Annotated in this window: 11 protein-coding genes; 4 read left to right on the forward strand and 7 right to left on the reverse strand. The window is 71.0% G+C overall.

The window, feature by feature from the left end; all coding sequences use genetic code 11:
• The first annotated feature begins 93 nt into the window (after positions 1-93).
• Together AB0J91_RS09790 and AB0J91_RS09795 are read left to right on the forward strand one after the other, a co-directional pair.
• Complete coding sequence (locus AB0J91_RS09790) at positions 94-885, forward strand: enoyl-CoA hydratase-related protein (RefSeq protein WP_363866046.1); 792 nt, start codon at positions 94-96, stop codon at positions 883-885.
• A 175-nt stretch (positions 886-1,060) separates the two neighbouring features.
• The gene (locus tag AB0J91_RS09795; protein WP_363866049.1) at positions 1,061-2,218 is read left to right on the forward strand and encodes an EAL domain-containing protein; all 1,158 of its coding nucleotides are present in this window, start codon (positions 1,061-1,063) and stop codon (positions 2,216-2,218) included.
• A 77-nt stretch (positions 2,219-2,295) separates the two neighbouring features.
• Here AB0J91_RS09795 and uidB read toward each other — a convergent pair whose 3' ends face one another.
• The 5 genes from uidB to AB0J91_RS09820 form a co-directional block, all read right to left on the reverse strand.
• A complete protein-coding gene (gene uidB / locus AB0J91_RS09800) occupies positions 2,296-3,645 on the reverse strand; it encodes a glucuronide transporter (protein WP_363866052.1) in 1,350 nt (449 codons plus the stop codon).
• 16 nt (positions 3,646-3,661) lie between these two features.
• Positions 3,662-5,440: a beta-glucuronidase gene (gene uidA, locus AB0J91_RS09805; RefSeq protein ID WP_363866055.1), complete on the reverse strand. Its 1,779-nt coding sequence runs from the start codon at positions 5,438-5,440 to the stop codon at positions 3,662-3,664.
• Between the two features lie 100 nt (positions 5,441-5,540).
• Positions 5,541-6,836, reverse strand: coding sequence for a mannitol dehydrogenase family protein (locus AB0J91_RS09810; protein ID WP_363866058.1), 1,296 nt, complete (start codon positions 6,834-6,836; stop codon positions 5,541-5,543).
• Positions 6,833-8,275, reverse strand: coding sequence for a glucuronate isomerase (uxaC, locus tag AB0J91_RS09815; protein WP_363866061.1), 1,443 nt, complete (start codon positions 8,273-8,275; stop codon positions 6,833-6,835). Before uxaC ends, AB0J91_RS09810 begins: the two co-directional genes overlap by 4 nt.
• Before the next feature lie 58 nt (positions 8,276-8,333).
• Positions 8,334-9,326, reverse strand: a complete 993-nt coding sequence (locus AB0J91_RS09820) for a LacI family DNA-binding transcriptional regulator (RefSeq protein ID WP_363866064.1) — start codon at positions 9,324-9,326, stop codon at positions 8,334-8,336.
• A gap of 115 nt (positions 9,327-9,441) precedes the next feature.
• On the opposite strand from AB0J91_RS09820, the gene manD reads away from it, so the two are divergent.
• Together manD and AB0J91_RS09830 are read left to right on the forward strand one after the other, a co-directional pair.
• The gene (gene manD / locus AB0J91_RS09825) at positions 9,442-10,677 is read left to right on the forward strand and encodes a D-mannonate dehydratase ManD (protein WP_363866067.1); all 1,236 of its coding nucleotides are present in this window, start codon (positions 9,442-9,444) and stop codon (positions 10,675-10,677) included.
• 310 nt (positions 10,678-10,987) lie between these two features.
• The gene (locus AB0J91_RS09830; RefSeq protein ID WP_363866070.1) at positions 10,988-11,878 is read left to right on the forward strand and encodes an MIP/aquaporin family protein; all 891 of its coding nucleotides are present in this window, start codon (positions 10,988-10,990) and stop codon (positions 11,876-11,878) included.
• Between the two features lie 234 nt (positions 11,879-12,112).
• On the opposite strand, the gene AB0J91_RS09835 is transcribed toward AB0J91_RS09830, so the two are convergent.
• Together AB0J91_RS09835 and AB0J91_RS09840 are read right to left on the reverse strand one after the other, a co-directional pair.
• Positions 12,113-12,781 carry a response regulator gene (locus AB0J91_RS09835; RefSeq protein WP_363866073.1) on the reverse strand — a complete coding sequence of 223 codons (669 nt, stop codon included), beginning with the start codon at positions 12,779-12,781 and terminating at the stop codon, positions 12,113-12,115.
• Entirely contained in the window at positions 12,778-14,385 is a 1,608-nt protein-coding gene (locus tag AB0J91_RS09840; protein ID WP_363866076.1) for a sensor histidine kinase, read from the reverse strand. The genes AB0J91_RS09835 and AB0J91_RS09840 overlap by 4 nt, the downstream gene beginning before the upstream one ends.
• Positions 14,386-14,427 lie beyond the last annotated feature (42 nt).

Here is a 14,427-nt window from a genome sequence, read left to right on the forward strand (position 1 = left end):
TCCGCGGCACCGCGATGATGCGAGCCGAGGCGTTCGCTTCCCTAGAGTGGGCGGGCCCGCTCCGCCACCTCCCGTGGGAAGGATTCCGCTCCGATGAGCACCGACCTCGTGACCTGCTCCGTCGAGGACCACGTCGCCGTGGTGACGTTGAACGATCCGCCGATGAACGTCACCGCGCTCGAACTCACCCGGCAGCTCAACGCCGTGCTGCGCCGGCTCGCCGACGACCCGGGGACGCGCGTGCTGGTGCTGACCGGTGCGGGCGACAGGGCCTTCTGCGCGGGCTCGGACATCAAGGAGTTCCCATCGCTGATCGCCGAGGGTGACGTGGTGGACCGGAAGCTGTCGTTCGAGAACGAGACGTTCGGCCTCGTCGACGAGTTCCCGAAGCCCACCATCGCCGCGCTCAACGGGCTGGCCTACGGCGGCGGGTTGGAACTGGCGGTGTGCTGCGACCTGATCATCGCCGAGGCCGGGACCGACGTCGCGCTGCCCGAGATCAAGCTCGGCGTGATCCCCGCTTCCGGCGGACCCGTTCGCGTCACGCGCCGGCTGGGTGAGGCGCGCGCCGTCGAGATGATGTTCTTCGGCGACCCGCTGCCGGTGGAGACGGCGCTGTCCTGGGGCCTGGTCAATCGCGTCGTCCCCCGCGGCGAGGCGCTCACCACCGCCCGCGAGCTGGCCTCGCGACTGACCGAGCTCCCCGCCACGGCGCTCGCGCTGGTCAAGCAGGCGGTGCACAACGGCCGGGACGGCGACCGGGAGGCGATCCGGTCGACCTTGCCGCTGTCCGAGCAGGCGTTCGCCTCGCCCGACGCGGCAGAAGGCGTGCGCGCCTTCCTCGGCAAGGAAGCACCGCGGTTCAACTCGGCGCCCGAGCGGTGAGGACCGAGTGTTCGAGACGCGCTTCGAACACTGATCTGAGAGCCCGGGCACAGGGCCGTGACGCAGCGGCGCGGCGGGGCATCGCACCACCGAACGCTCAGGGGCGGGAACCCCGCCGCCGAGACCCACGAGGGGCGCACACCCCAGCCCCCTTGCCGAGTGGAGATGCACGCACATGACCGAAGGTCACCGCGTGGCCGACGTGAGCGCATTCGTCGGCCCATTCGGACAGTCGCTGGACGACTACGCCGTGTGCACGCTGGACGCGTCGGGAACCGTCACCAGCTGGAACCACGGCGCCGAGCGGATCCTGGGCGCCGCCGCGGCCGAGCGGATCGGCGGCGTGGCGGAGTTCTACACGCCCGAGCAGATCGCCGACGGCCATCCCGAGAAGCTGCTCGAACAGGCGCGCGAGCAGGGCTCCCACGTCGACGAGGGCTGGCGCGTGCGCGAGGACGGCCGCTGGTTCTGGGCGAACGTGGTGACCACCGCGCTGTGGTCGCCGGAGGGCGACCTGCGCGGCTACGCGAGGCTGACCCGCGACGACACCACGGTTCACCAGCAGCTGGAGATCGAGCTCCGCGACGCGATCGACGACGACGCGCTGACGCTGCACTACCAGCCGGTGGTGGCTGCCGACGGCACGATCCGCACCTGCGAGTCCCTGCTGCGCTGGGAGCACCCCGAGCGCGGGCTGCTGTCACCGGGAACGATCCTGCCGGTCGCCGAGCGGGCGGGGATGCTGGCCGACCTCGACGCGTGGGTGCTGGGCAGGGCGCTGCGCGACGCGGCGACCTGGCCGGTCCCGCCGGGCGGCAAGCCGGTGTCGGTGGCGGTGAACGTCGCCGAGCTGATGCCCGGCGACCCGGCCTTCAACCAGCTGCTGGAACGGCTCGTCTCCGAGACGGGCATCGCGTGGGACCGCATCGTCATCGAGCTGGTCGAGACCGCGATCGTCGACGTGCCGTCCCGGATGCACGACAGCATGAACGACCTCCGGACCCTCGGCGTGCGCTTCTCCATCGACGACTTCGGCACCGGGTACTCCTCGCTCACGCGCGTCCGGGACTTCCCGGCGCAGGCCATCAAGATCGACCGGACGTTCGTCCAGGACATCACCACCAGCCGCGTCGACCGGATGCTGGTCAGCACGATCACCGACCTCGCGGCGGCGCTGGACTGCGTCACGGTGGCCGAAGGCGTCGAAACCCGCGAGCAGTTCGAGATCCTGCGGTCCATGGAGGTCGACGCCTACCAGGGCTGGCTGTTCTCCAAAGCCGTCCCCGGTCCCGACCTGGCCCAGCTCGTCGAAGCGGGCCCGATACCCCGGTGAGCGGTCGTCTCCGCGGCCTCAGCACGTTTCCGGCGAGGCCGCTCCTCCCCGGGGAAGCGGCCTCGCCGGAACCGGGGTCAGGCAGGGCTGTGCGCCTTCGCCCCCTCGCGACGCTCGGCGACCTCGGCGGTCACGTCCCGGAAGCGCTTCTCGGTGAGCGGGTAGAAGGCCATGATCGCGATGCCGACCGCCGCGCAACCGATCGGGACGATGCCCGCAGCGGCGCGGATTCCCCAGAGCGCGGTGGCGCTCTGCACCTCCGCGCCGCCGACGTACCCGGCGAGCCCGATGGTGTAGGCCGCCGCGGCACCGCCGAGCGCCTGGCCGACCTTGCGGACGAACGAGAACACCGCGTAGGTGGTGCCTTCCGTGCGCGCCCCCGTTCGCCACTCGCCGTACTCGACCGTGTCGGCCTCCAACGACCACATCAGCGTGTTGACCAGGCCCAGCCCGACGCCGATGAGCGCGAACGCGCCGAAGGCGAGGTGGGGCGTCGAGGAGGGAGCGAACATCGCCACCGCGGATCCGACGGCCGTGACCGCACCACCCGCCATGTAGCCCGCCCGCTTGCCGACCGTGCGCACCACGAAGGGGACAACCGGCGCGATCAGGAACATCAGTCCTGTCTGCAGCGCCGTGAGCACGATGTAGAAGTTGGCGTCGCCCAGGACGTCCCGCGCGTAGTAGACCCCGATGGTCTGGATCGAGAACATCGCGGTCAGGAAGAACAACGAGCTGGCGCACAGCAGTTGCAGCGGTGTGTTCTGCCGCAACGTGCGCAGACTCGTCCTCAACCCCACGGTTCGCTCGTCGCGCTGGACGGTTTCACGAGCGGTGAAGAAGGTGAACAGGTACAGCGCCGAGCCGACGACCACGAACACCAGCGTGGTCAGCTGCAACGACGCCTGCAGGTTCTCCGCGTTCTTGATCTGCGGTGCGACCACGAGGCTCAGCAGGAGCATCGTCGCCGCCGAACCCATGGACCGCGCGCTGGCGAGCTTCGCGCGCTCCACCGGCTCTTGCGTCATCGCCGCCGCCAGCGACCCGTAGGGGATGTTGACCAGGCTGTAGACCGTTCCGACCGCGGCGTAGGTGAGGTAGGCGTAGATCAGCTTCGCCGTCATGCTGCCGTCCGGGACCGAGAACGTGGCCACGCTCAGCAGCAGCAGCGGGAGCGACCCGAACAGCAGCCAGGGGCGGAACTTCCCCCACCGGCTCGACGTCCGGTCCACCAGGCGGCCCGCCACGAGATCGGCGACGCCGTCCCACACCCGCACGATGAGGAAGAGGGTTCCCGCTGCGGCGGCGGGGATTCCGGCCACGTCGGTGTAGTAGAGCAGCAGGAACATCGAGGCCATCGAGAAGGCCAGGTTGTTGGCGGCATCGCCGGCCGCGTAGCCGAGGAGCTGGGGCGCTCGGAGTTTCATCGGACCACCTCCCCCGTCACTCGCCCGCGTGCCAGCGGCGCTTCAGCGAGAACGCGGCGGCCTTCGGGCGTCGGTCACGGGTGAACACGCCCTTCTTGTTGCCGTCCACGCGCGCGAAGCCGGCGCTCGTCGCGAAGTCGGCGAAGTTCCAGACCTGTTCTCCGACAACGGCTTCGACCCGGTCGAACACGCGGTGGTACATCTCCAGCAGCTCGACCTGGTACTCCTCGGTCCACGGCTGGGACACCGCGGAGTGCAGGCCCGCCTGGGCGTCCGCGCCGTACTCGGTCATGATGATCGGCTTGCCCTCGCACCGTGCCCACTCGTTGAGCTCGGCCTCCAGCGCGCGCTCCGCGGCGGCGAGGTCCCCGGCCTGGACGTACCAGCCGTAGTAGCGGTTGATCATCACCACGTCGGAGAACTCGGCGACCTGGCACTTCCCCGCAGGGGCGAACATGACGTTGACGAACCCGACCGGCCGGGAGGGGTCGAGAGCGCGAGCCTCGGCGAACAGCGGCTCGAAGTAGTCGTGCGCCGCGTCGGTGTGCGACTCCGGTTCGTTGGCGATGCTCCACAGCACGACGCTGGGATGGTTCTTGTCCCGTTCCACCAGCTCTCGGATGGCCTGCCGGTGCGCCTCCTGGGTGCGGGCGCTGACCGTCTCGTCCGAGTAGGTCTCCTGCTCGCTGGAGGAGATGATGCCGCCGCCGATGCCGAGGTTGAGGCCCACCGCCGCGGTCTCGTCGATCACCAGGACGCCGTGCCGGTCGGCGTAGTCGAGCACCTCCTCCGCGTAGGGGTAGTGCGAGGTGCGCAGGGAGTTCGCGCCGATCCACTCCAGCAGGGCGAAGTCGTGCACCATCGACGCGTCGTCGTGGCCCTTGCCCCGCACCACGTGGTCCTCGTGCATGCCGAAACCGGTGAAGTAGAACGGTTCTCCGTTGATCAGGAAGTCCGTCCCGTCGATGGCGACGGTGCGCACGCCCACGTTCAGCGAGTACCGGTCGACGACCTCCCCAGCGGCCCCGAGCAGCTCCACGCGCAGCTCGTGCAGGTAGCCCTCGCCGGGCCGCCACGGGTGGACGTCCTCGACCCGCAGTCGACCGGACAAGCCCTCACCCCGCGCGACCTCGGTTCCCGCCGCGTCGTGCAGCGCGACGCGCGCCCGCTCGCCCTCCGAGGCGCGCACCGCGTAGTCGACGGTTCCGGCGGATCCGTCGAGGTCGGTCGTCACCGTCACGTCGGTGATGTGCGCGGCCGGGGTCGTGTACAGCGACACCGTGCGGTGCAGGCCGGCGTAGTTGAAGAAGTCGTGGTGGTAGCGCTGCCTCGGACCGTCGGGAGTGTCCTCGACGTAGCCGGGCGGGATGGAGTCCCAGTCCAGCCGGTTGTCGACGACGACGGTGACGCGGTTGAGCTCGCCCAGCCGCACCAGGCCCGTGACGTCGGCTTCGAACGGGGTGTAGCCGCCCACGTGCGAGACGACCTGCTGGTCGTCGACCCACACCGTGGCCCGGTGCGCCGCGGCGTCGAAGCGCAGCACGATCCGCTGCCCGCTCCAGGTCGCGGGCACGTGCGCGGAGGTCTGGTACCAGACCTCGCCGACGTGGTCGCGCACCGCCGCGTCGGCGGGGACGTCGTTGTAGCTGGCCGGAACCGGCATCTCCGCTTTCCCGGGCAGCGCGCCGCGCCACCACTGCTGGTCGCGCCCGACCCCCTCGGCGTCGACCGCGAAGCGCCACAACCCATCGAGCGCGCGGCGGTCGCGGAAGGCGTTGGTGAGAGGACGAAGCATCGTTGCTCCCTTCTTCTTCGGGTTCCGCGCCCGGAGCAGCCGTGAGGAGACCGCACCGGCGCGGGGTCAGGGCCGGGCCTGCGCGGAGCAGGCCCGGGTGTCAGCGGCGAGTCGACAGCACCGACCCGCGGGCCCGCACTTCGCTTCTGACGGCGGAGACCAGCTCGTCGTCCGCAGCGATCTCCGGGTCCAGGGCGAGCAGCGACCGGCGGACGGCATCGGTCGACCGCACCGCCTCGGCCAGCTCCGCGGCGCGCGGATCGCGGGCCTGCCCGGTCCGCAGGTGACGCAACCACGCGGCGAGCCCGAACACCACCGGTGCGGGCAGCCGCCCCGCGGCTCGCTCGGCGCGGAGCACCGGCAGCAGCCGGGCCGGGATCTTCTGCGATCCGTCGCGGGCGATCTGGGCCAGTTCGTGCTGGATTCCCCGCGCGGCGAAGCGGATGAGCAGATTTCGCCGGTATTCGGCGATCTCGGACGGGTCCACGGCGATGTGCCGGGCCGCGGTGTCCCACCACTCCTGCACGAGCGCGGCGAGGCGACCGTCGTTGACGGCGTCGCGGATGGTGCGGTGGCCGCGCGCCAGACCGGTGTAGGCGAGCAGGGTGTGCGCGCCGTTGAGGAACCACAGCTTCCGGTCGGCGTAGACGTCGACGTCGTCGACGAACCGCGCTCCGCGCCGTTCCCACTGGGGCCTCCCGGCGGCGAAGCTCCCGCACAGCAGCCATTCGGTGAACGGTTCGGCCACGGCGGGCGCCTCGTCGCGGAGCCCGCTCAGGCGCGCGGCGGCCTCCGCGTCGCCGCTGACCGGTGCGGGCGTGATCCGGTCGACGACCGTGCTGACGATGCGGACGTGGTCCTCGGTCCACCCGGCGAACCGGGAGTCGTCGCCCACCGCCGCGCGGATCACCGAGCGCAGCACCGCGCCGTTGGCCGGGAGGTTGTCGCAGGGAACCAGCGTGATGGGCGCGCCGTTGGCCCGGTACCGCCCGCGCAGTCCGGCGAGCAGCCGGGCAGCGGCGGAGTCGCGTCCCGGCTCCGGTGGCGCGTAGGCCGCCTCCGTGACGGTCAGCGTGAGCACCTCGACCTCGGGCGAGGCCAGGTCGCGCAACCACGGCTCCACCTCGACCCCCGCGTGCGCGCGGCTGATGGCGCCGATCGCCTCGACCGCGTCCGTCTCGCCCGGCACGCGCAGCGTGTACGCGCCCTCCTGCGCGGTGAGGGCTCGCGGCAGCTCGGTGTTGCGAAACGTGTAGGCGGCGATCCCCCAGTCCGGCGCGGCGGCGGTGTACCACGCCTGGTGGGAGCGGTGGAAGCTTCCCAGCCCCAGGTGCACGGCGCGCACTGGCGCCGCGGGCGCGAGCTTCGCCGCAGCTCGCGTGATCGCGGCGGTCACAGCCGGAACGCCTTGCGCGGCAGGGCGTCGTTGAGGTCGTGCAGCACGGCCGCCGCGTCCTCCTCGCTCATGACGTGCTCGGCGACCAGGCTCGCCAGATGACCGGCGTCGACCCGCCGAGCGGTGTCGTGGCGGGCCGGGATCGAGCAGAAACCCCGCGTGTCGTCGACGAATCCCGCGGTCCGGTGGAAGCCCGCGGTCTCGGTCACCGCGTCGCGGAACCTGCGCATCGCGCGCGGCGCGTCGAGGAACCACCACGGAGCGCCCAGGTACAACGTCGGGTAGAAGCCGGCCAGCGGAGCCAGCTCCCGGGAGAACACCGTCTCGTCGAGGGTGAACACCACGGACTGGAAACGCGGGTGCGTGCCGAAGCGCTCCAGCATCGGCCGCAGCGCCCGGGTGAACTCCGCGCGCACGGGGATGTCGTGACCGGTGTCGGCGCCGTAGCGCGAGAACGTCGGCGAGTGGTGGTTGCGGCAGCTCCCGGTGTGCAGCGCCATCACCAGACCGTCCTCACTGGACATCCGGGCGCACTCCCCCAGCAGCTGCCGGGACAGCAGCCGCGCTTCCTCGGACGTCGCGGTTCCGCGGCGGACGGAGTCGAAGAGCCGGGATGCCTCGTCGGCGGGGAGGAAGGCCATCTCGGGGCTCGGGGCGCCGTGGTCGGTGGCCGTCGCGCCGTGGGCGCGGAAGTGGTCGCGCCGCGCTTCCAGCGCCCGGACCAGGCCCTGGTAGCTGTCGGTGTCGACGCCGCCGGCCTGCGCGAGCTGTTCGAGCGCCCGCTGCCAGTCCTGGCCCGCGGCGTCGAGGTAGCGGTCCGGGCGGAAGGTCGGCACGACTCGGCCGGACCAGTCCGGATCGGCGGCCAGGGCCTGGTGGTGGCGCAGGTCGTCGGCCGGGTCGTCGGTGGTGGCCAGGACCTCGATGTTGAAGGACTCGAACAGCGCGCGCGGCCGCAGCTCCGGTTGCGCGAGCTTGTCGACGAGCTCGTCGTAGAGCTCGTCGGCGGTGGCCTCGGACGGCTGGGTCCGCACGCCGAGCACGTCGTGCAGTTCCGCTTCGATCCACTGCCGCGAGGCCGTGCCCAGGAAGTGGTGCCAGTGCGAGCAGAACGCCCGCCAAACCTCGCGCGGTTTCGCGGCGAGCGCCCCGTCGCCATCGCCGAGGCCGAGCTCGTTGAGCGACTTGCCGTGGGCGTGCAGCAGGCGGGTCACGTAGTGATCCGGTGTCACCAGCAGCGACGCCGGATCGGTGAAGGGCTCGTCGGCGGCGAGCAGCGCGGGGTCGACGTGACCGTGGGGACTGATCAGCGGGAGGTCCCGCACGCTGTCGTACAGCCGGCGGGCGATCGCCCGCTGCGTCGGGTCCACCGGGAACAGGCGGTCGGGGTGCGGGCTCAGCGGCGTGCGGGCCGTGGTTGATGCTGTGACACCGTCCATGAGCGGAGCTTCAGCTCCGGGCGGGCCCGCTGACAACCGGTTGCCAGCAGTTGCCAACCTATCGCCCGGCCGGTCCCGTCGATCCTCGGATGACCATGTGCGAGTCGAGGGTGAGCGAGCCGGGCCCGTCGCCGTGCCCGGACAGCCGCGCGTGCAGCACGTCCACCGCGAAGGACCCGAGCTTGTCGGCGGGACCCGCGATGGTCGTCAGCCCGGGAACCGTGAGGTCCGCGCCGAAGATGTCGTCGCAGCCGATCAGCGACAGGTCGTCGGGCACCCGGACCCCGGTGGCCCGCAGGCGTTGCAGCGCGCCGATCGCGATGAGGTCGTTGTAGCCGATCGCGGCCGTCACCTTCCCCAGCACCAGCGCGTCCGCGGCGTCCTCGCCGCCCTTGCGGTTGGGCACGAACGGGCCGAGGAACGACACCTCGATGCCCAGCTGCGACGCCTCCTCGCGCACCGCCTGCCAGCGCTGCCCGTTGATCCAGGAGTTGCGCGGCCCCGACAGGTAGGCGAGCCGGCGGTGGCCGAGCACGGCGAGGTGGCGCACGGCCTTGCGCATCCCGGCAGCCGTGTCCACGACCAGGCTCGGCACGCCCTCGACCTGGCGGTTGATCATCACCAGCGGCCGGTAGTCGGCGATCTGCCGCACGGCCTCGTCGGAGAGCCGGGAGGTGGCCAGGATTCCGCCGCTGGTGGTGGCCAGCAGCTGGCGCAGGTTGTTGGCCTCCAGCCGCGCCGACTCGTCGCTGTCGGTCAGCGCGAGCGTGAAGTTGCGCTCGATCGCCCGGCTCTGGGCCGCCTTGATCACGGTCGCGTAGTACGGGTTGGAGATGTCGGTGACCACCAGCGTCAGCACCCGGATGCGTCCCGGCGCCTCCGCCCTGGCCAGCGGGCGCGGCTCGTAGCCGATCGCGTCGGCGGCGGCCTGGACGAGCTCCCGCGTGGCGGGGCTGACCCGTGCGGGGTTGCTGAAGGTCCGGGAGACGGTGGACGCGGCGAGACCGCACTCGCGCGCCACGTCGTAGATCGTCGGTCGTGCCTGCTTCACTCGACCTCCGCGATCCTGCTGACAACTCTCGGCAACAAGTTGTCATGGTAGCCGGGCCTCCTTAGCTTGGGGAACCAGTCCACGCTCGAAGTCCCGTTCCCCAGAGGAGTCCGCTGTGCGCATCGACCGCGCCGACGTCATCGTCACCAGCCCCGGACGAAACTTCGTCACCTTGAAGATCACGACGTCCGACGGGGTGACCGGTTTCGGCGATGCCACGCTCAACGGCCGGGAGCTGGCGGTGGCCTCCTGCCTCCGGGACCACGTCGCGCCGCTGCTGATCGGTCGCGACGCCCACCGCATCGAGGACACCTGGCAGTACCTGTACCGGGGCGGCTACTGGCGCCGGGGCCCGGTGACGATGGCGGCCATCGCCGCGGTCGACACGGCGTTGTGGGACATCAAGGCCAAGGCCGCGGGCATGCCGCTGTACCAGCTGCTCGGCGGCGAGAGCCGCGAGCGCTGCCAGGTCTACGGCCACGCCAGCGGACGGGAGCTGCCCGAGCTCTTCGACTCGATCCGGGCGCACCTCGACCTCGGTTTCACCGCGGTGCGGGTGCAGACCGGCGTTCCCGGGCTGCCTTCGGTGTACGGGGTGGCGTCGAGCTCGGCGGCGGGTGACGGAGGAGGGCGCTACGACTACGAGCCCGCGCGCAGGTCGGCCCGGCCCGCCGAGGAGACCTGGGACACCCGCGCCTACCTGCGTCACGTGCCGAGCGTCTTCGAAGCGGTGCGCAACGAGTTCGGTCCCGACCTGGCGCTGCTGCACGACGCGCACCACCGGCTCACCCCGATCCAGGCCGCGCGGCTGGGGCGGTCGCTCGAACCGTACGACCTGTTCTGGCTGGAGGACGTGACCCCGGCCGAGAACCAGGAGGCGCTGCGGCTGGTCCGCAGCCGCACGACCACGCCGCTGGCGATCGGCGAGGTGTTCAACACGATCTGGGACTACCAGACGCTCATCAGCGAGCAGCTCATCGACTACGTCCGCTCCCCCGTCACCCACGCAGGCGGCATCACCGGGGTGCGGCGGATCATGGACTACGCCGCGATGTACCAGATCAAGTCCGGGATGCACGGCCCGACCGACGTCTCGCCGGTCGGCATGTCGGCGGCCGTGCACCTGGGAATCGCGTTGCACAACTTCGGGATTCAGGAGTACATGCTCCACGACGAGCGGACCGACGAGGTGTTCGGCCCGACCGTCGAGTTCGCCGACGGCGGCCTGCGCCCGAGCCAGGAACCCGGTCTGGGCATCAACTTCGACGAGCAGCTGGCCGAGAAGTACCCGTACGAACCGGCTTACCTGCCGACCAACCGGCTCCAGGACGGCACGGTCCACGACTGGTGAGCGGCGGTTCCCCGCGGGGACTCCGGCGGCATCTCCGTCCTCACCGGCACCGCCTGCACCAGGCGACCCAACACACCCGGTGACCGACCGGGTCTTCGATCAGGACTCCGTCGTCGGACATAGCGGCCGATTTCCACTGTGGATCCGGGAATCGCGCTGTCGCTGAACGCTTGTACGACGACTTCCTCCGCGACGACGGGATGCGTTCGGCAGGCATGAGTCCTACGCTCCTTGATGAGGTCCGTCCCGACGGGCAAGGTTGCGACGCCGATGGTGTTCGCTCGCGCGTCGCCCGCGTGATGGAGAACCGATGGCTGAGCAGACACAACGCCGCCCCGGTTACGGCAAGGGACTCACCGGCGAACTGCTGGCGGAGTTCCTGGGAACCTTCGTGCTGATTCTTCTGGGCTGCGCGTCCGTCGCAGTCGCCGTCGCCGGACTACCGGGGTCCGGACGGCAATCTGATCCCTTCGGCGCCGCGAACTGGCTGATCATCGCCTTCGGCTGGGGATTCGCCGTGGTGTTCGGGGTGTACGTCGCCGGCGGGGTTTCCGGCGCGCACATCAACCCGGCGGTGACGCTGGCGTTCGCGGTGCGGCGGGCCTTCCCCTGGGTGAAGGTCGTGCCCTACATGCTGGCCCAGCTCGTGGGCGCGTTCGCCGCCGCCGCGGTGGTGTACTCCGTGTACAGCTGGGCGATCGACGCGTTCAACGCGAAAGCCGGTGTGCCGCGCTCCGAATCACTGGACACCTACGCGATCTTCGCGACGTTCCCGGCCGAGTACTTCGGCGGGTCGTGGTGGGGCCCGCTGCTGGACCAGATCGTGGGAACGGCTGTTCTGGTCCTGCTCATCTTCGCGTTGATCGATGCGCGCAACAGCGCTCCGGCAGCCAACCTCGGGCCCTTCCTGATCGGCATGGTGGTGACCGTCATCGGATTGACGTTCGGCCCCAACGCGGGCTACGCGATCAACCCGGCGCGGGACTTCGGCCCGCGATTGTGGACGTTCCTCACCGGCTGGGGTGAGCTCGCCCTACCTGGGACCTACGAGTGGTTCAGCTTCTACTTCTGGATCCCGATCGTCGGCCCCCTCATCGGAGCCGTGGTCGGGGCCGTGGTGTACGACCTGTTCATCGGCCAGGTCGTCGCGGCCCGCACGAGCGCGCCGGAACCCGGCCGAGCGGGCGACACGTCCTCGTGAGGTGTTGGGCCCCTTTTGAGAGTGCGGCGGAGCCGCTGTTCCAGGTGTGGGACTCAGCCCGCACCGCCGCGGGTTCTGAGCGGCTTCGTGGCGTACGCCGCGACGCCGATGTCCACCCCTGGGGTAAGCGGCATAAATCAGGAGTGGCGCACGGAGTCCACGGAGCCGCTGCGCTTTCCCCTTCGGGGGTTTCCGCGACCCGCACCGCCAAGCGGCGCAATACCTCAAAAGCCCCTAGCGGGTACCCGGGATCGGTTCGTACTGGTGCTCCGGGCGGCCGCTCGCGCCGTAGCGCAGGGTCATGATCGCTTGCCCCTCCTGGGTGAGGGAGGCCAGGTAGCGCTGCGCTGTCGCGCGGGAAATGCCCAGTTCGTCGGCGATCTCGGCGGCGGATCGGGCTCGCCCGTCGTTGCGCAGCGCGTCGAGCACGAGTTGCGTGGTCAGCGACGAGCGGCCCTTCGGCGCCGCCGGGCGGTCGCCCTCGCGCAGCAGTTTGAGGGCGCGATCGATCTCCTCCTGGTCGATGGCGCCGCCGGTCACCGGCAGCCGCGCGTGGTAGCGGGCGAAGGCGTTGAGCCTGTCCGCGAGCTGCTCGGCCGTGAACGGCTTGATGAGGTAGTTCAGCGCTCCGGCGGCGAAGGCCGCGCGCACGGTCGCCGGATCGGTGGCGGCGGTGAGCATGATGGCGTCGGTCTCGAGTTCGGCGAGCAGCGCGATCCCGTCGTGGTCGGGCAGGTAGTTGTCGAGCAGCACCAGGTCCGGGTTCTGCTCGTCGATCAGCTCGCGCGCCCGCGCCGCCGTGTGGGCGATGCCCAGCACGCGGAACCCGGAGACCCGATCGGTGAACTCGGCGTGCACCTGCGCCACCCGGAAATCGTCGTCCACCACGACCACGCCGATCACGACTTCGCCTCCTCGCTCACCGGGGAACCGTCTTCGAGCGCGCCCGGCAGCTCCGCCACGAACAGCGCGCCGGACTCCTCGCCGGGGCCTGCGACGCGCACGTCGCCGCCGAGGCTGCGCGCCGCCTGCCTGCACAGGGCCAGCCCGAGCCCGTTGCCACCGGACTGCTTCGAGGAGACGCCTTCGACGAAGATCTCCTCGCGCAACTCCTCCGGAACTCCATCACCGCTGTCCACAACGGACACGTGCAGGGTGGTGCCGTCGGCCAGCAGGTCCACCTCCACGCGCGGGCGGGCGGCACCCACCCGCGCGGCGTCGATGGCGTTGTCGACCAGGTTCCCGACCACGGTCATCACCTCCACCGGTGCGCGCAGCGGCGACGGGACCCAGCTCGTCTCGGCCAGTTCCAGCTCGACGCCCTTCTCCAGCGCCACCGACTTCTTCGCCGACAGGAACGACACCAGGTAGGGGTCGCGCACCGCTTCGGCGGCCGGCCCCAGCCCGGTGACCGGCCCGTGGGTGAGCGCCTGCACGTATTCGACGGCTTCCTCCTGCCGTCCGGTCTGCAGCAGCCCGGACAGCGTGTGCAGGCGGTTGGTGAACTCGTGGCGCTGCGCGCGCAGCGTGTTGGTCGTGCTCCGCACGTTGTCGAGCTCGCGGTTCAGCGATTCGAGGTCGGTGCGGTCGCGCAAGGTGAGCACGCTGCCGAGCTCGACGCCTCCGCGCTGCACGGGCCGGTGGTTGGCCACCAGGACCCGGTCGCCGGAAAGCGCGATCAGGTTGTCGGCCTCTCGACCGCTGAGCAGCAGGTCCCGCAGTCGCGCCGGGATGTCCAGCGCGGTCGTCGGCGTGCCGACCTGGAGGGGCACGCCGAGCAGCTTCTCGGCCTCGCTGTTGCGGACCGAGACGTCGCCGGTGGCGTCGACGGCGAGCACGCCCTCTCCGATCCCGTAGAGCACGGCTTCGCGCTGCCGGACCAGCTCGGCGAGCTCCTCCGGTTCGAGCCCGAGGGTGCGCCGCTTGAGCAGGCGGGTCAGCCACGCGGCACCGGCGATGCCGACCAGCAGGGCACCGCCGGTGAACGCCGCGGTGGTGCCGATCAGCCGCAGCAGCGCGGTGTTGATGTCCTCGGCGTCGAACCCGACGCTGACCTGGCCGATGACGCCGCCGTCGGGGGCGCGCAGCGGGACCTTGCCGCGGGCGGAGAGCCCGAGGGTCCCGCGCTGCACGTTCACGATCTCGTGGCCGGCGAGGACCTGGCGCGGATCGGTGCTGACCGGCTCGCCGATCTCGTCGGGGTTGGGGTGCGACATCCGGATCCCGCGGCGATCGGTGACGACCACGAACAGCGCCCCGGACGCCGCCCGCGCCCGGTCGGCCTGCGCGCGCACTCCGGGCTGATCGCCGCGCGCCACCGCGCCCGCCAGGTCGGTGTCGGTGGCCAGCACCTGGGCTGCGGTGAGGGCGCGCTGACCGTACTGGTCGACGAGGTGGCGGTCGAGCAGCGACGCGACGAGGAAGAACCCGATCGTGGTGACCAGGGTGATCAGACCGATCTGCATGAGCAGTGCTTGTCGCGCGAACCGCATCGGGCGGTGGGGCATGTCCCGACGATACGTCGTGAGCAAAACGCGCAGAACGTTCTC

The sequence above is a fragment of the Saccharopolyspora sp. NPDC049357 genome, assembly GCF_040677225.1.
Taxonomy (GTDB): domain Bacteria; phylum Actinomycetota; class Actinomycetes; order Mycobacteriales; family Pseudonocardiaceae; genus Saccharopolyspora.